Annotated in this window: 14 protein-coding genes and 8 tRNA genes; all 22 read left to right on the top strand. The window is 34.0% G+C overall.

What is annotated here, in order from left to right; genetic code table 11:
* Positions 1-306 precede the first annotated feature (306 nt).
* The 22 genes from TTHE_RS10405 to TTHE_RS10300 all read left to right on the top strand — a co-directional run bounded on the left by TTHE_RS10405 (position 307) and on the right by TTHE_RS10300 (position 17140).
* Entirely contained in the window at positions 307-1980 is a 1674-nt protein-coding gene (locus TTHE_RS10405; protein ID WP_013298530.1) for a peptide ABC transporter substrate-binding protein, read from the top strand.
* Between the two features lie 476 nt (positions 1981-2456).
* A complete protein-coding gene (locus TTHE_RS10400) occupies positions 2457-4097 on the top strand; it encodes a peptide ABC transporter substrate-binding protein (protein WP_013298529.1) in 1641 nt (546 codons plus the stop codon).
* Positions 4098-4191: 94 nt separating this feature from the next.
* Positions 4192-5121: an ABC transporter permease gene (locus tag TTHE_RS10395; protein ID WP_013298528.1), complete on the top strand. Its 930-nt coding sequence runs from the start codon at positions 4192-4194 to the stop codon at positions 5119-5121.
* A 1-nt stretch (position 5122) separates the two neighbouring features.
* A complete protein-coding gene (locus tag TTHE_RS10390; RefSeq protein ID WP_013298527.1) occupies positions 5123-6040 on the top strand; it encodes an ABC transporter permease in 918 nt (305 codons plus the stop codon).
* Positions 6041-6054: 14 nt separating this feature from the next.
* The gene (locus TTHE_RS10385) at positions 6055-7089 is read left to right on the top strand and encodes an ABC transporter ATP-binding protein (protein ID WP_013298526.1); all 1035 of its coding nucleotides are present in this window, start codon (positions 6055-6057) and stop codon (positions 7087-7089) included.
* A complete protein-coding gene (locus tag TTHE_RS10380; protein ID WP_013298525.1) occupies positions 7079-8038 on the top strand; it encodes an ABC transporter ATP-binding protein in 960 nt (319 codons plus the stop codon). Before TTHE_RS10385 ends, TTHE_RS10380 begins: the two co-directional genes overlap by 11 nt.
* A 62-nt stretch (positions 8039-8100) precedes the next feature.
* On the top strand, positions 8101-9678 hold the full coding sequence (locus TTHE_RS10375; RefSeq protein WP_013298524.1) for a hypothetical protein: 1578 nt from the start codon (positions 8101-8103) through the stop codon (positions 9676-9678).
* A 387-nt stretch (positions 9679-10065) separates the two neighbouring features.
* Entirely contained in the window at positions 10066-11820 is a 1755-nt protein-coding gene (locus TTHE_RS10370; protein WP_041587469.1) for an N-acetylmuramoyl-L-alanine amidase, read from the top strand.
* Positions 11821-11966: 146 nt separating this feature from the next.
* Positions 11967-12746 (top strand): ribonuclease PH, encoded by a 780-nt coding sequence (gene rph / locus TTHE_RS10365; RefSeq protein ID WP_013298522.1) that lies wholly within the window; start codon positions 11967-11969, stop codon positions 12744-12746.
* Complete coding sequence (locus tag TTHE_RS10360) at positions 12712-13308, top strand: XTP/dITP diphosphatase (protein ID WP_013298521.1); 597 nt, start codon at positions 12712-12714, stop codon at positions 13306-13308. The genes rph and TTHE_RS10360 overlap by 35 nt, the downstream gene beginning before the upstream one ends.
* The gene (locus tag TTHE_RS10355) at positions 13305-13826 is read left to right on the top strand and encodes a metallophosphoesterase (RefSeq protein WP_013298520.1); all 522 of its coding nucleotides are present in this window, start codon (positions 13305-13307) and stop codon (positions 13824-13826) included. Before TTHE_RS10360 ends, TTHE_RS10355 begins: the two co-directional genes overlap by 4 nt.
* 87 nt (positions 13827-13913) lie before the next feature.
* Positions 13914-13987: transfer RNA gene (locus TTHE_RS10350), tRNA-Gly, on the top strand.
* A gap of 4 nt (positions 13988-13991) precedes the next feature.
* Positions 13992-14068 (top strand) — tRNA-Arg (locus TTHE_RS10345).
* Positions 14069-14101: 33 nt separating this feature from the next.
* Positions 14102-14178 (top strand) — tRNA-His (locus tag TTHE_RS10340).
* A gap of 4 nt (positions 14179-14182) precedes the next feature.
* A tRNA-Gln gene (locus tag TTHE_RS10335) sits at positions 14183-14258 on the top strand.
* 4 nt (positions 14259-14262) lie between these two features.
* Positions 14263-14335 (top strand) — tRNA-Lys (locus TTHE_RS10330).
* A 55-nt stretch (positions 14336-14390) separates the two neighbouring features.
* Positions 14391-14476: transfer RNA gene (locus tag TTHE_RS10325), tRNA-Leu, on the top strand.
* 8 nt (positions 14477-14484) lie between these two features.
* Positions 14485-14560, top strand: a tRNA-Gly gene (locus TTHE_RS10320).
* A gap of 8 nt (positions 14561-14568) precedes the next feature.
* Positions 14569-14644 (top strand) — tRNA-Lys (locus TTHE_RS10315).
* A 383-nt stretch (positions 14645-15027) separates the two neighbouring features.
* Positions 15028-15600 (top strand): TetR/AcrR family transcriptional regulator, encoded by a 573-nt coding sequence (locus TTHE_RS10310; protein WP_013298519.1) that lies wholly within the window; start codon positions 15028-15030, stop codon positions 15598-15600.
* Between the two features lie 20 nt (positions 15601-15620).
* Positions 15621-16232, top strand: coding sequence for a lysophospholipid acyltransferase family protein (locus TTHE_RS10305; RefSeq protein ID WP_013298518.1), 612 nt, complete (start codon positions 15621-15623; stop codon positions 16230-16232).
* Entirely contained in the window at positions 16229-17140 is a 912-nt protein-coding gene (locus TTHE_RS10300) for a patatin-like phospholipase family protein (protein ID WP_013298517.1), read from the top strand. The genes TTHE_RS10305 and TTHE_RS10300 overlap by 4 nt, the downstream gene beginning before the upstream one ends.
* The last annotated feature ends 257 nt before the right edge of the window (positions 17141-17397 follow it).

Raw genomic sequence — 17397 nt, 5'->3', positions numbered from 1 at the left:
AGAATATACTAAAAAATACAAGATAGTAGTAGTATATAAACAATTTTCACTGAATTTCTGATATATACTTGTTTAGCAAAACACATGGTGATATAATAAGTAAAAATCATTGTAAACTGTTTTAAGCCATTACATTTCTTAAAATTTCAATTTCAGAATTGTACTACAAAGTTTGGTACAGTTTTAATTGCAGGCAAAAAGTTGTTTTTAAAACATATTTATATATATAGCTGGGGGTGAGAGATGAGAACTCGTTGGGGGGAAGTAGAGTTTGTAAACCACATTTTTTAAAGGGAGGAAATTTTGATGAAAAGAAGAAATTGGTTAGCATTATTGTTGACATTAGTATTAGCTCTGTCAGCATTGTTGGCAGGATGCTCAGCAAATAATAATGGTACACAAAGCAAAAGCAATAGTGATACAAGCAAACAAACAGCAAAAGCTGATGAACAAGTATTGAATCTTCCATTTGGAGATGAACCGCCAAATTTAGATCCACAATTAGCAAAAGATGTATTATCTTTCGATATACTCAATGAAGTTCTTGACGGATTGACTAGATATGATCAGAATAATCAAATTAAACCTGGTTCTGGTCTTGCGAAGAGTTGGGATGTTTCCAGCGATGGTTTGACATATACATTCCACTTAAGAGATGCAAAGTGGAGTGATGGAAATCCAATAACAGCGCAGGATTTTGAGTATGCTTGGAAGAGGGCGCTTGACCCTAAATTAGGATCACAGTATGCATATCAGCTTTACTACATTAAAGGTGCAGAAGAGTACAATTCTGGCAAAGGATCTGCTGATGACGTGGCTGTAAAAGCACTTGATGACAAGACATTACAAGTAACATTAAAAGCACCTACGCCACAATTTTTGGGTCTTACATCTTTTGGAACATATTTACCATTGGAGAAATCAGTATATGAAAAATATGGTGACAAAGTAGGATCTGATCCAGATAAGATGGTTTATAGTGGCCCATTCATCATTAAAACATGGAATCATCAGCAGAACATAGTGCTTGAAAAGAATCCAAATTACTGGGATAAAGATAATGTAAAGCTGCAGACTATCAATTTACAAATTATGAAAGATGATAATACAATCGTACAAAGCTATGAAACTGGAGCAATAGATGTAATGGGTGTTCCTTCATCTTACATGGATAAATATAAAAATACTCCAGAATTTCATACAAAAGCAGTTGCAACAAGTTGGTATTTGCAGTTTAATACAAAGAGTCCTATATTCAAAAATGCAAATATAAGAAAGGCATTTACATTGGCATTAAATAGACAGGCATTTGTTGACAATGTTTTAAAGAATGGTTCTATTCCTGCTGAATCAGCTGTGCCACCAGGAATACCAGGTTACAATGGAGAAGATTTCAGAAAACAAGCTGGTGAAGGATATTTTAAGGATAATGATGTTCAAGCAGCAAAAGATTATCTGCAAAAAGGCTTACAAGAGCTTGGCTTAACTAAACTACCTACAATTAAATTTTTAGGAGATGATTCAGCTAGAGCTAAGCAGCAGGATCAGGCAATACAAGAAATGTGGAAGACTAATTTAGGTGTAAATGTTGAGTTGGATAATGTTGCCTTTAAGGTAAGACTTGATATGATGGATAAGGGCAACTATGATATAGTATTTGCTGGATGGGGTGCTGATTATAACGATCCAATGACATTCTTGGATATGTGGCAGACAGGCAATGGTAATAACACTGCATTCTACAGCAATCCTGAATATGATAAGCTTATTGATCAAGCAAAGGTAAATGGTGATTTAAAGCAAAGAAATGACCAATTGATTCAAGCAGAAAAGATATTGATGAATGACATGCCGATAGGTCCTATATTCTTCCAGGCAAGAGCATATGTTTTAAGACCGTATGTTAAAAATTATTTAGTTCCTACGTTTGGACATGATTGGGAACTTAAGTGGGCATATATACAAGGCAAAAACAAATAAAAACAATTAGGATGAAAAGCACCGGGGCTTAATTCCCCGGTCTTAGCATGTTTAAAAATATTCTTGAAATTACAATTAGATTTTAATCTATTCTAAAAAATTGCCGAAATAAGTTGAAATCTTGAGATTGATTTTTAATGGTGTTATACTAATAAAGTATTTATTTTATAAATAACAATATTTTATGTGAAATTAGTTGTGTTAATTTTGTTTTGTTTAGAAAAAGTTTTATATTTTTAAAATATTTAATTTGATTATTTTTAAAATTACAGCAGTCTTAGTTAGCATATTAATAGCGTAAAATTTTGTTATTGATTATTGTTTTTAAATGTTATAAAATTTATATATCTTAAAAATTCAATTATCATATAAATCAAAAAATATTAATTACAGGAGGTGTAATCTATTAGCATAGCCGGGGGGCGTTAGTTAGCTAAATTTATTTTAATTTTTATTTTATATTAGGAGGAGAAATAATGAAAGGACATAAGAAGATAGTCATAATTGGTTTAGTTTTATTAATGGCACTGAGTGCAGTACTAGCAGGTTGTGGGGGGAGTGCTTCAAACAGTGCATCAAATAGCGGAAACGATAAACAAGTATTGAATCTTAATTTAATTCAAGAACCACCTACCCTCGATCCGCAAAAGGCGACGGATGTGGTTTCTATTGATATATTAACAGAAGTATTAGATGGTTTAACAAGGTATGACAAGGATGGAAAGATAAAACCTGGTTCTGGTCTTGCAAAGAGCTGGGATATTTCAAAAGATGGGCTTACGTATACATTCCATTTGAGAGATGCAAAATGGAGTGATGGGAATCCAATAACAGCGCAAGATTTTGAATACGCTTGGAAAAGGGCGTTGGATCCTAATACAGCTTCACAATATGCATATCAACTATTCTATATAAAAGGCGCAGAAGAATATAATTCAGGAAAAGGTAGTGCCGATCAGGTAGCTGTGAAAGCACTTGACGACAAGACTCTGCAGGTCACATTAAAAGCTCCTACACCACAATTTCTAGGCCTTACTTCATTTGTAACATATCTACCATTAGAAAAATCGATATATGAAAAATATGGTGATAAAGTCGGTACAGATCCAGATAAATTAGTGTACAGCGGTCCGTTCGTCATTAGCCAATGGAATCATGAGCAGAGCATAACTTTAAAGAAGAACAAAGATTATTGGGATAGCAGTAGTGTAAAATTGCAGACTGTTAATTTTTCAATGATAAAAGACAATAATACTTTAGTTCAAAACTATGACAACAATACGCTTGATTCCATATTTGTGCCAGGTGATTACATTGATAAATACAAAAATTCCAGCGAGTACAGCGACAAGGCATTAGCAACTAACTGGTACGTGCAGTTTAATACGAAGAGTCCTGTGTTCAAAAATGCAGATATTAGAAAGGCATTTACCCTTGCTATTGACAGGAAAACATTTGTTGAGCAGGTAACGAAAGATGGTTCTATACCTGCAGAAGCGGTGGTTCCACCAGGTGTTCCGGGGTATAATGGAGACTTTAGAAAAGAAGCAGGTGAGACTTATTTTAAGGACAATGATGTTGCACAGGCAAAAGAATTATTGAAAAAAGGGATGTCTGAGCTTGGCATAAGCAAACTTCCTACGATTACTTTACTTGGCGATGATACAGATAACGCGAAAAAGTACGATCAAGCGCTTCAGCAGATGTGGAAACAAAATCTTGGAGTAAATGTACAGATTCAAAATGTTGCATTTAAAGTAAGGTTAGATATGATGGACAAAGGAAATTATGACATGGTTTTTGCAGGCTGGGCTGCTGACTACAACGATCCATTGACATTCTTGGATATGTGGGAAACAAACAATGGAAATAATTCAGCATTTTATAGCAATCCTGAATATGACAAGCTAATTGATGAAGCAAAAGTCAATGGCGATTTAAAATCAAGAAATGATCAGCTTATTCAGGCTGAGAAGATTTTGATGAATGATATGCCAATAGGGCCTGTGTATTTCCAAGCAAGACCATTTGTCGTTAAACCATATGTGAAAGATCTGTATTTCCCGACTTTTGGTTCTGACTGGGAGTTTAAGTGGGCATATATCCAAAACAATTAATAATTTAAGAATGTTTTGTATATCTTAATGAACTTATGGTATATATGGGTAACCCATATATACCATAAATAAATATTAATAGGGGGTGTTTTGGTTGGTTAATTATTCATTAAAAAGATTTGTTTACATGTTGATTACCCTCTGGGTAATTGTAACATTGACGTTTTTCTTAATGCACATGATACCAGGTGATCCATTTACAAGCGAGAAAAAAGTACCAGAGCAAATCAGACAAAACATGCTGGCAAAATATCACCTTGATAAGCCTTTAATTGTACAGTATGGGTATTATCTTAATAATCTAGTACATGGTGATTTAGGAATATCGCTGAAATACTTAAACAGGACAGTTGATGATATAATCAAACAATCTGCACCAGCATCATTTCAACTTGGCATACAATCAATAATCTTAGGTGTTGTTTTCGGATTGCTTTTTGGCATTATAGCAGCATTGAAGCGCGGAGGCGGCTGGGATTATTTTTCTATGTTTCTTGCTATAATAGGTATCTCTGTTCCAAACTTCATTATAGCGACACTTTTGCAGCTTTTATTAGCGTCAAAACTAAAATGGCTACCAGTATCTGGATGGGGTTCATTTAAATATACAATATTGCCGTCTATCGCGTTGTCGTTTTCTACATTATCAATCATATCCCGTATGATGAGAACAAGTATGCTGGACGTAATTGGGCAAGATTATATAAAAACAGCGAAGGCAAAAGGGCTTTCTCAGTTTCAGATTATATGGAAGCATATGGTTAGAAATGCAATTATGCCGGTTGTGACAGTATTAGGTCCATTGATTGCTGGTATCGTTACTGGAACGTTTGTAATTGAGCAAATTTTCAGCATACCAGGGCTTGGAAAGTTCTTTGTTCAGAGCATATATGATGAAGACTATTCTATGATCTTAGGCACCACAATTTTTTACAGTGTAATTTTGGTAGTGATGATGTTCTTAGTTGACATTGCGTATGGACTTATTGATCCTAGAGTAAGGCTGGCAAAAGGAGGAAAGTAAAATGGTGGATATAAGCAAAGATAAGTTTGAGATAATTGGTGCTAATGCTTCTGAAAGCCAGTCTATCGTAAGACCAAGTATTAGCTACTGGCAGGATGCATGGCGAAGGCTTAAAATGAATAAGGTTGCTATGGCTTCTTTAGTTTTTTTAATTCTTCTTGTTCTGATGGCAATATTTGGGCCATACATGAGGCCATTTGATTATGCACATCAAGACTTGCTTAACACAAATAAACCTTTTTCTAAAGTTCATTGGTTTGGTACAGACTATCTTGGAAGGGATTTGTTTGTAAGAGTTTGGATGGGTGCTAGAGTATCACTATTTATCGGTGTTGTAATAGCTCTTCTTGATGCTATTATCGGAGTTACCTACGGTGGCATAGCAGGGTATTTTGGTGGACAAGTAGATAATATAATGATGCGTATTGTTGATATACTTTATGGCATACCGTACTTGATACTTGTAATACTTTTGATGGTCGTCATGGGTCAAGGTTTGTGGACCATAATAACTGCGATGGTCATGACAGGCTGGGTAGGTATGGCCAGGATTGTTAGAGGCCAAGTACTGCAACTTAAAGAGCAGGAGTTTGTCTTGGCGGCTAAGACGCTTGGAGCAAGTCCCGGTAGGATAATATTAAGACATTTGATACCAAATGCATTGGGACCAATAATTGTTTCAATGACATTTGATGTTCCAAATGCTATTTTTTCGGAGGCATTTTTAAGTTATATAGGTCTTGGCATAAGAGCACCACTTGCAAGCTGGGGCACACTGGCAAATGATGCAACACAGGTTTTGCTTATGTACCCAATGCAGCTCTTTATACCTGGATTTTTCATAAGTATAACAATGCTTGCATTTAATATGCTTGGTGATGGTTTGAGAGATGCTCTCGACCCGAGACTTCGCCGCTAAAGGAGGTAATGAATTTGGAAAATAGAGAAGTATTGCTAGATATACAAAATTTAGAATATTCATTTGACACTTATGCAGGCGAAGTAAAAGCAGTCAGAAATGTTAGTTTCCAAGTAATGAAGGGTGAATCACTGGCAATCGTTGGTGAGTCTGGATGTGGAAAATCTGTTACGATGCAAGCTGTGATGAGATTAAACCCAGAGCCACCTGGCAGATTTAAAGCTGGCAAAATCATATTTGATGGTAAAGAGATATCTAAATTTAATGAAAGGCAGATGCAGTCAATAAGAGGCTCAGAGATTGGTATGATATTCCAGGATCCTATGACGTCATTGAATCCTACGATGACAATAGGTAGACAAATTGCGGAAGTAATATTGAAGCATCAAAAGGTTTCTAAGGCAGAGGCAATGAAAAAAGCGAAAGAAATGCTTGATGTTGTTGGCATTCCTAATGCTGATAGAAGAATAAATCAATATCCACATGAATTTTCTGGTGGCATGAGGCAGAGGGCAATGATTGCTATTGCTTTGGCATGTAGGCCAAAACTTCTCATTGCTGATGAGCCAACAACTGCACTTGATGTTACAATACAAGCACAAATACTTGATTTGATGAAAGATTTGCAGAGAGAGTTTAATACATCTATTATCATGATAACTCACGATTTAGGCGTTGTTGCTGATATAGCTGAGAGAATTATAGTCATGTATGCTGGCAAAATTATAGAGACAGGTACATCTGATGAGATATTTAAGCATCCACAGCATCCTTACACATGGGGGCTTTTAAAATCTGTTCCAAGGCTTGATGCCCAGAACAAAGAAAAACTTGTTCCTATTGTTGGTACGCCTCCTGATTTATTTGCACCTCCAGTAGGGTGTCCATTTGCTGCTAGATGCAATTATGCAATGAAGATTTGTTACGAAGCTCAACCAGAGTATACAAATGAAACTGATTCACATAAGGTTGCCTGTTGGTTGAAGCATCCATATGCGCCAAAGGTGAAGAATCCTTTTGAAAAGGAGGCGTATACAAGTGAAGGATAATGTGATTTTGGAAGTTAAAAATTTGAAAAAATACTTTCACGTCAACGGCGGTATATTAAAGGCTGTTGATGATGTAAGTTTTACTATAAAAAGGGGCGAGACTTTAGGTCTTGTTGGTGAGTCTGGCTGTGGCAAGTCAACTACTGGAAGAACAGTTATAGGCCTTTATGAAGCAACAGGTGGCTCAGTTATATTTGATGATATCCCTGTTCATAAGATGAACGACGAAACGCGAAGAAAATTTGCTAGAAAGGCACAGATGATTTTTCAGGATCCGTATGCATCGTTAAATCCTCGTATGACTGTCGGCGATATAGTAGGTGAAGGAATTGATATACATGGTTTATACACTGGTAAAGAGAGGAGAGAGAGAATATACAATCTCCTTGAACTAGTTGGATTAAACCGGGAGCATGCAAATAGGTTTCCACATGAGTTCTCAGGTGGACAGAGGCAAAGGATAGGCATAGCACGAGCAATGGCAATTGAGCCAGAATTCATTGTGTGCGATGAGCCAATATCTGCTCTTGATGTTTCTATACAGGCGCAGATTGTGAATTTGCTTATGAATTTACAAGAGGAAAAAGGATTGACATATCTTTTTATTGCTCATGACTTAAGCATGGTAAGGCATATAAGCGATAGAGTTGCTGTCATGTATTTGGGTTCAATCGCAGAATTGACGCAAAGCGGTGAACTGTATACAAATCCTTTGCATCCATACACACAAGCGCTTCTTTCTGCGGTTCCAATCCCTGATCCAGAAGTTGAAAGAAAGAGAGAAAGGATTATATTAGAAGGTGATGTTCCGAGCCCAATAAATCCGCCATCAGGGTGCAGATTTAGAACCAGATGCAAATATGCAATGGATATTTGCAGTGAAGTTACACCATCACTAAAAGAAGTGGGAAGTGGCCACTTTGTAGCTTGCCATTTGTTTGATAAATAAGAGCACTCAAAAGAGTGCTTTTTTTTGTAATCATAAAATTTATTTAATAAGGTTGTGATGATATGAATATTCACAAATTAATATCTATAATATTGATAATTGTAACTGTAGTTTTACTTACATCGTACAATTATGAAAGATATTTAAAATCTTTTTCCCAATCTCCATCTAAAGAATGGAGTAGAGATATAAAAATTGGCTCAAGAGATTTTAACAGAAGTACATCCATATTTTCAAACAACAATAAAATTTATGCAATTTTACCAAAAATGAACAAAATCGAATTAATAGATATAAGCACCCCAAATAAAATTTTAATTAAAGATATGGATATAAACGGAATTGATGAATCAAATGTAAAAGAAATTAATTATTGTAATGGTAGATTATATATTGTAAAAAATAATACGCTTATGTCTGTAGGCATTGATGGTAGCAACCTCGTTAATTATGGAATTAACGCTGATGGTTTTAAAATAGTTGATGACAAATTAATTACCTTCAACAATAGTGAAATAAACATATATAAGATATCTAATGATAAATTAATGTTAGAAGGAAGTATTTCACAAATAAAAAATACTAGAGAGATTGATGCAGAAAAAATTAATAAAAGGTTATACATTGCACTACTAACAGGAATTAATTACGACAGGAGTATATATTTGTTGACGTATGATGGAAGGCAATGGGGAAATCTAAAGCCGGTTTACAATATATCTGTGTCATCTTTTTCTGATATCGATAATTTAAGAATTGCGTACGATGGTGGTATATACTTATTTTACAATTCGGTTTCAAAAAACAATTTAAATTTGAAATACATTTATTTCAAAGATGCTAAATTGCAGAATGTTTTCCTAAAAGATGCTATGATTAATGTCGATGGAATTGGCAATGCAGATAATATTGGTGATTTTGATGTTTTAGAAGATGGTACTTATGTATACACAGTTTCATCTGGAAGTGTAGAATTAAGCAATTTTGGCAATGTACCGTCCAAATCAACGGAAATCATATATTCAAAATGGAAAGGTGGTAAGGTTGTATTATCAAAACTTGCTACAAAAACAGGTACTTGGAAAGGTATGCCAAAGATTTTAAATACTAAAAATGGCAATTTCCTCACATGGATTGAAGCCGACGGCTTCGGGAAATATTATGTTTATGCATCATCAACAACTTATGTATATAAAAATGTATTAAACAGGGTGAGGCCAGTAGATAAGCAATATGCACTTAGTACATTAATTCAAAAAAGTGCAGCATCATTGCTAATAGGTTTAATATTTATATTAGTTGGCGCATTGCCTGCATATGTATGGTTTGTGGTAATAATGCTTTTTGAACCAAGAAGATTAAAAGGTGAGAGTGTTGTTTCATTCTACATCGGTGCTGCAATATATATCATTATGAAATACTTCTTGTATCCTCCTCATTCCATAAGGACAATTTTAAACTCTGTACTTAAGCCGTATAATTTTCTTGCAATGCCTGCTATATTTACTTTAATATCATATGGCTTAACGAGGGTTTACTACGGCAGGAAAAAATTTAATTCTAATTTCGGAGCATTTTCTTTTATGATAATCATTGATGCCATCTTGACAAATCTGTTTTATGCGCCATTTTTTACATAACCTTATTTTTATTTTTTTCTATAATTTGGACAATCAAAAAGATTTAAGCTACTGTCTTTGAATGTTGTACATTGGACACTGTTAATGTAATGCTGAATGTTATCCGATAATTTATAAAGAGAACATTTTCCTTTTGAACGGTAGATGCAATCTAATTTACAATAAGTATTTTGCATGTTATCACCTTATTATTCGTTTTTTAAGTGCTTACTAGTATTATTTGTTGTAATTATTGAATTTATAAATAATAAATTTTGCTTTTGCTTTATAGATAAATGACTTAATAAAATTTTAATATGTTTGTAACTTGTCTGTAATATATGTATAATAATATATAATCATGATGAAAATTTTACCGATTTTTATATGCAAAAAGGGGGGAAAATGTTGAAAAAAGTCATAGTATTTTTTGCACTTTTGATATTGTTGTCTACACTTTGCATATCTGCCTATGCCTATAAAGCTAACATTGTCGTGGATAACAAAGTTGTCAATTACAATGTACCAGATGTATCCATTACTGTTAATGGCAATAAATTTGATACAGGAAAGAATCCTCCACTAATTATAGATAATAATACAATTGTTCCTCTTAGATCCATAAGTGAAGGATTAGGGGAAAAAGTGAATTGGGATGGTCCAACACAAACGGTGACTGTTACTACAAAAGACAAAGTGATCAAATTGTTTATAGGTAAGGATTATGCAATAATCAATAGTAATAAAGTTTCACTGTTGGCACCAGCAAGACTTATAAATAGGGATACTACCTATGTACCTATGAGATTTTTATTTGAAAACTTAGGCTATGACGTAAAGTGGATTGGAGATAAATACATTATACAAGCTACAAAAAAAGTTGATCCTCCCTCTGTAAACAATGTAAATATTACTAGTTTTACATCAAATTATTTAAATGGTACATATACTATTTCAGTAAAAGGTGATGGTCCTTTAACGTATACACAGGGTTCTATTAATGATGATACTAGTATAAGAATTTACTTTGATTTTAATAATGCTATAAATACTGTTACAAATAAGCAGATAACGATTGACAAAAGCGGACTTAATCTAGCTTATATTGGACAGAATAAATTGCAGCCTGCGATAACAAGGCTTGTCGTTAATATGGACTATTCTATGCCGTATACAATTACACAATCTCAGGATAAAAAGGAATTTGATATATCATTTAAAATTGGACAAAATAAAGTGTCAAATATAACAGCAGCGAAAATTAATAATAATGATCAAATAACAATTAATACAGATGCAGATCATTTTAATCCATCAAGATATGGCGATAATAAAATTATTATTGATATTTCGGGGGCAACTTTAAGTATGCCCGATGGGAAGCTAGCTGGAAATATTCCTTTTGATGGTAATGTTGTGACAGAAATAAAGTATTCCCAATTTGATTCAAATACAGTTAGAGTTGTAGCATATACAAACATAAAAGCAGATTTCAGTGTTAAATATACAGGGCAGGGTATAATGCTGACTGTTACAAAGCCGGATCCTAATAAAAAACAACTGGTGTATATTGATCCTGGGCATGGTGGATCTGATCCAGGCGCTATAGGTATTGATGGGATCCATGAGGCTGACATTAATCTTGCCATAGCTCTGAAATTAAAAACGCTTCTCGATAATGGTGGATACCGAACTATGATTTCAAGGACAACTGATACTGATGTTGGACTATATGATAGACCATATCAGGCTAATAATGAAGGTGCTGATGTTTTCGTCAGTATTCATTCAGATTCTTTTGGTTCACCATCTGCAAATGGTACGACGGTTTTGTACTATCCAAATGGGTACAATGGAGATACCAGAGATGAAAAAACATTTGCTCAAATAATACACGATAATTTGATGAAGCAAATAAGCACAAGCGACAGAGGGCTATCTGAAAGGCCAAAGCTTGTAGTGCTTAATCAGACTAAGATGCCTGCAGTTTTGATAGAAACGGGGTTTGTGACTAGTCCCACAGATGCTCAACTTTTAACAGATGATAATTTTCAATGGAAAGTCGCTCAAGGTATATATAATGGTATCGTGGATTATTTTGACAAGCTGTCAAACGGCATTATAAGCACGACAGTTTCTGATTCAGTATATAAAAGCAATTAAAACAGGCAAAAATATGCCTGTTTTTTTAATGAGCTTTCTTGTAAATTGCCTTAAAAGGTTTTAAAATAATATTATGGCTTACGCAATGGATAACAAAATTTAAACAGGGCAAAAATTATAGTATAAAATATAAAGGGGCTGAAGAAATGAAAAGAGTAGATGGCAGGGATCCAAAATCCTTAAGACCGATAAAGATTACTAGAAATTTTAACAGATACGCCGAAGGATCTGTTTTGATAGAAGTAGGGAATACAAAGGTTATATGTACAGCATCGATTGAAGATAAGGTACCGCCTTTCCAGAAAGGTACTGGAAAGGGGTGGATAACCAGCGAATATTCTATGATTCCGAGAGCTACAGAAACTAGAACACAAAGAGAGTCTACAAAAGGCAAACAATCCGGCCGGACGATGGAAATTCAAAGGCTTATAGGGAGAGCTTTAAGAGCTGTTGTGGACTTAGATGCATTGGGTGAAAAGACCATTTGGATTGATTGTGATGTAATACAGGCAGATGGAGGAACAAGGACAGCTTCAATTACAGGTTCATTTGTTGCTCTTGTTGATGCAATGAATAAATTATTGCAAAAAGGTGTTATAAGTAAAATGCCAATTAAAAGTTTTGTGGCTGCAGTTAGTGTAGGCATAGTTGGGGATAACAAGCTACTTGATTTATGCTATTTAGAAGACTGTAACGCACATGTGGATATGAATATAGTAATGACTGATAAAGGTGAGTTTATAGAGATACAGGGGACTGGAGAAGGTGGGCCTTTTTCCAAAGATGATTTTACAGAGCTTTTAGGACTTGCTGAAGATGGTCTTAATAAAATTATTGAAATACAGAAAGAAGCATTGGGAGATATATCATTAAAAATTGGAGTTGAAGAGGATGAAAATAGTTGTAGCAACTCACAACAAGCATAAGGTAGATGAAATAAGAGAATTTTTTAAAGACGACTTTGAAGTTTTGTCAGCGGATGATATTGGGTCATATGATGAAATAGAAGAAACTGGAGATACAATTGAGGAAAATGCACTTTTAAAGGCTAGATCTTTGGCAAATTTGACTGATTATATAGTAATTGCAGATGATACAGGCTTGTTTGTAGATTACTTAGATGGAAAACCAGGTGTATATTCCGCGAGATTTGCTGGTTCAAATGCAACATATGAAGATAACAATAGGAAACTTTTAAGACTTTTAGAAGGCGTACCAATTGAAAAGAGAAAAGCTACTTTTAGGACTGTTGTAGCATTGATTTATAAAGGTAAAGAAACTATAATAGAAGGAAAAGTAGAAGGTACGATTCTTGATAGTCCAAGAGGTCAATTTGGCTTTGGCTATGATCCAGTTTTCTTTGTAGATAAAGTAGGCAAGACTTTAGCTGAACTTACACTTGAAGAAAAAAATGAGGTAAGCCACAGGGCAAATGCTTTGAAAAAATTAAAAGAATATTTAAAAAATAATTTGGAGGATTTTAAATGAGATTATTTGTTACAAGTGATACGCACGGTATGATACAATCTGTTAGAAATATTCTTAAAAATCTTAAAAACATTGATTATATAATACATTTAGGTGATTATTACAGAGATGCGATAGAATTAAATAGAGAATTTGGAATTCCTACGCTATACGTCTATGGCAATTGTGATTTTGGTGATAAAGAAAAATATGAGAAGATAATCGATATTGACGGTAAAAGAATATTATTGACACACGGGCATAAGTATTATGTAAAGTTTGAAAAGAGTATTATAATAGAAAAAGCAAGGGAATATGGTGTTGATGCTGTCTTCTATGGTCATACCCACGTGCCATTGGTATACAATGATGGTGATATGATTGTATTAAACCCTGGTAGCCCATCAATGCCTCGAGAAGGCTCATCTAGGACTGTGTCTATTGTAAACATTGAAAATGGCATTATTGTGCCACAGCTTCTAAATATAGACGATATGGAGCAGTATATTGGGAATAAAAGAAGTGGTACAAAAAATTAGTTTTTTAGGTGTTGACAAAGATAAATATTCCTGATATAATTTAAAACTGTCAGAGCGATGAGGCACAAAGCAATGACAACTGTATATGCGGGTGTAGCTCAATGGTAGAGCCCCAGCCTTCCAAGCTGGTTACGTGGGTTCGATTCCCATCACCCGCTCCAATATGCGCCTGTAGCTCAGTTGGATAGAGCAACGGACTTCTAATCCGTGTGTCGGGAGTTCGAATCTCTTCAGGCGCACCATTTTTTGCGAAACATACTGAAATTTATAATATGGTGGGTATAGTTCAGTTGGCTAGAGCGCCAGATTGTGGCTCTGGAGGTCGTGGGTTCGAGTCCCACTACCCACCCCATTGATGGGATGTAGCCAAGTGGTAAGGCACCAGACTTTGACTCTGGCAGTTCGTAGGTTCGAATCCTGCCATCCCAGCCACCATGACCCATTAGCTCAGTCGGCAGAGCACCTGCCTTTTAAGCAGGGTGTCCCGCGTTCGAATCGCGGATGGGTCATTAAGCAAAAATTTAAAATAGTAATTTTTTAGAAAGAGAACAATCTGGCGTTAATGCGGGAGTGGCGGAATTGGCAGACGCGCTAGATTCAGGTTCTAGTGCCCAAAAGGCATATGGGTTCAAGTCCCTTCTCCCGCACCATATATCATGCGGACATAGCTCAGTTGGTAGAGCATCACCTTGCCAAGGTGAGGGTCGCGAGTTCGAGTCTCGTTGTCCGCTCCATAAAACGTGCGCCATTAGCTCAGTTGGTAGAGCAGCTGACTCTTAATCAGCGGGCCCTGGGTTCGAGTCCCTGATGGCGCACCAATAAAATAGCATATCTGAGGGTATGTGTCGTAAGATACATACCTTTTTTAATTGCGAATTTAAATAGGATTTTATTAATGTTATCTGTCTGTTTCTGATATGTATGAAAATGAATAAATGGGGTAATGTAGTTAGTTAATGTTGCGAAATATTTTAAGGCGTTGAAAAGTTTCTGTTTAATCATTTAAAGATAATTTCCTAGTATTGCAATGGGAAAATATTTAACAGCATTTATATTATATTGACTTTAGAATCTTTTAATAATATAATATGTAATAGGACGGTTGTCTGAATTAATTTAAAGAATGTTTTTATTTTTAATAATTACTATATTTCGTTCATGGTGCCTTAAATATTAACTATAAATAGTAAGGAGAATTTATATGGAGGGAAAAACAAATCAATCACAAAAAATATTAAATGCTGCATATAAATGTATTTCAACAAAAGGATATGCTAATGTATCATTAAGGGATATTGCAAATGAAGCAGGTGTTGTATTAAGCCAATTAAATTATTATTTTGGAAATAAAGAAGGTCTTTTTGCTGAAGTGATAAAAATGATGATAAATAAGTATTTACATGAAATAAATGAAGCTTTGGATATAGGAGAAACAGCTCGTGACAAAATGTCATCTCTTATTAAATTTTTTAAAGAAATGCTAAATAATAATCCTGAATTATTCAGACTATTATATGACTTAACTGGACTGGCTATATGGTCATCTTCTTTTAGTTCTTTATTAAGAAATTTGTTTAATGAAATATCAAATATGATAGAAGAAAAGATTTTAAATAAAAGCAATTTGAATGATAATGTAACAAATTATTCGTCAAAATCAGTAGCACGGATGATACTTGGAGCAATGTTCGGTACGGCAATACAAGTAATTTTGGACTCCGATGAAGGAGATATATCAGATGCGCTTAATGCTGTTCAGATTATTTTTGAGTAGAAAAATATACTGGAGGAAATATGAAAGGCTTTAATTTTTACAATTTAGCAAGAAGCACATTGCGTGTATTATTTAGATATGTATGGAAGCTGCAAATAATAGGGATTGAAAATATTCCAGCTAATGGACCGCTTATCATTGTTGCCAATCATTCCAGTCTGTTGGATGGACTGGTCATGGTTGCAGCTTTTAATTTTAGACTGACATTTTTTTCAGCAGCATATTTATTTGACGTTTTAGGGGTAGGATTTGTGTTGAAAAAAATAAAAGCTATTCCTGTAAGCACATATAGAAAGACAGTTAGCTCAAGAAGAACTGTAAAGGACGCATTGGATGTGTTAAAGAATAACGGTATCCTAATGATTTTTCCTGAAGGTGGTTTGTACAAAACAGATGAAATTGTAAATATAAAGTCTGGAGCATCATTTTTCTCTGTAAAAGCAAAAGTACCGGTATTACCTGTTGCTATAATTGGAACTAAAAATATTTTACCTAAAGGAAGTATTATTCCACGTACGGGGAAAATTATAATAAATGTTGGATGTATTATTAATCCTGCAGATGATATTGAAAGTATGTCATGTTTGGTTGTAAATAGTTTAAATAAATTGATGATTGGTGATGTGAAATGAGACCAAAAGTCGGGTTAATATTAGGTGGAGGGGCTGCAAGAGGATATGCACATCTTGGCGTGTTGAAAAAACTTGAAGAAAAAAATATTCCAATTGATTTTATTATAGGCACAAGTATTGGAGCTCTGATTGGTGCAATATATGCTTCAGGAAATGATTTGGAAAAGATAATTAAAGATGTGAGAGATATTAATTTTTTAAAACTTATTAAAATGTTAGATTTAAATATTCCGCAAAGAGGATTTATAAAAGGTGACAAAATAGAAAAATTTTTATCCAGTTATATGAAAAAAGATTTTGATGAACTCAAAATACCTCTTTATGCGATAGCAACAGACATTAAACAAGGTAGAGAAATAATATTTTCAAAAGGTTCAGTAATAAAGGCAGTAAGAGCGAGCATATCTATTCTTGTTGTATTTGAACCTGTAGAATTTCAAAATACTAAATTAGTTGATGGTTCAATTATCAATTTTGATGCAATAGATTTGGCTCTCAAATTAGGAGCAGATATAATTATAATTTCAGACGTAAGCTCAAATATAGATATTAGAATATTTAACAGGTCATTTTATAATTTCGTTAATAACATTAAAAGAATTCTACAAAGCAATAATAGAACAATATATTTTGAAAGATACTTTAATTCAAAAAAGATACTACCGGAAATTATAACTATTACAGCAACAACTATGAAATTATTAAACGACGATTTATATGGAGATAACAAAGAAAAAAATTTTGAGAAGAAAGTTTATGTAATAAAACCAAAGGTAAATGATATCCGATGGTACAGATTTGATCATGCGGAAAAATGCATAAACTTGGGCTTAAAAGCTGCAGAATATGTTATCCAGGAAGTATACGAAGATTTACGCAAGTCGGAAATGTTTTATAGAGAGAAGTAGTAAAGAACTAAAGTAGATAATAAGACCTGTATATGCGGTAAAAATGGCATTTGTGATGATTAATCATTGACAGTATAAGAACTTTATATTAATATTGTTTAAGACGAACGTACGATTTAAATTTAACTCTATGTTATCTTTTGTAGACAGATATTGTGCTATTGTGTAATCCAATAAAGAAGTAAATAATTGAGAGTTAATTAAAAATATATTAAGTCAGTTATAATCCATTTAAGATCAAAATATGCCATTATGAT

This window comes from Thermoanaerobacterium thermosaccharolyticum DSM 571, assembly GCF_000145615.1.
In the GTDB taxonomy this organism is placed as follows: Bacteria; Bacillota; Thermoanaerobacteria; order Thermoanaerobacterales; family Thermoanaerobacteraceae; genus Thermoanaerobacterium; species Thermoanaerobacterium thermosaccharolyticum.
The sequence above is the reverse complement of the archived record's forward strand: the minus strand, read 5'-3'. Positions and strand labels throughout refer to the sequence as shown.

What these genes read in the sequence shown, in the direction of transcription:
- TTHE_RS10405 (WP_013298530.1), top strand. Translation starts at nt 307, where the DNA reads ATGAAAAGAAGAAATTGGTTAGCATTATTGTTGACATTAGTATTAGCT.
- TTHE_RS10400 (WP_013298529.1), top strand. Translation starts at nt 2,457, where the DNA reads ATGAAAGGACATAAGAAGATAGTCATAATTGGTTTAGTTTTATTAATG.
- TTHE_RS10390 (WP_013298527.1), top strand. Translation starts at nt 5,123, where the DNA reads ATGGTGGATATAAGCAAAGATAAGTTTGAGATAATTGGTGCTAATGCT.
- TTHE_RS10375 (WP_013298524.1), top strand. Translation starts at nt 8,101, where the DNA reads ATGAATATTCACAAATTAATATCTATAATATTGATAATTGTAACTGTA.
- rph (WP_013298522.1), top strand. Translation starts at nt 11,967, where the DNA reads ATGAAAAGAGTAGATGGCAGGGATCCAAAATCCTTAAGACCGATAAAG.
- TTHE_RS10360 (WP_013298521.1), top strand. Translation starts at nt 12,712, where the DNA reads ATGAAAATAGTTGTAGCAACTCACAACAAGCATAAGGTAGATGAAATA.
- TTHE_RS10355 (WP_013298520.1), top strand. Translation starts at nt 13,305, where the DNA reads ATGAGATTATTTGTTACAAGTGATACGCACGGTATGATACAATCTGTT.
- TTHE_RS10310 (WP_013298519.1), top strand. Translation starts at nt 15,028, where the DNA reads ATGGAGGGAAAAACAAATCAATCACAAAAAATATTAAATGCTGCATAT.
- TTHE_RS10305 (WP_013298518.1), top strand. Translation starts at nt 15,621, where the DNA reads ATGAAAGGCTTTAATTTTTACAATTTAGCAAGAAGCACATTGCGTGTA.
- TTHE_RS10300 (WP_013298517.1), top strand. Translation starts at nt 16,229, where the DNA reads ATGAGACCAAAAGTCGGGTTAATATTAGGTGGAGGGGCTGCAAGAGGA.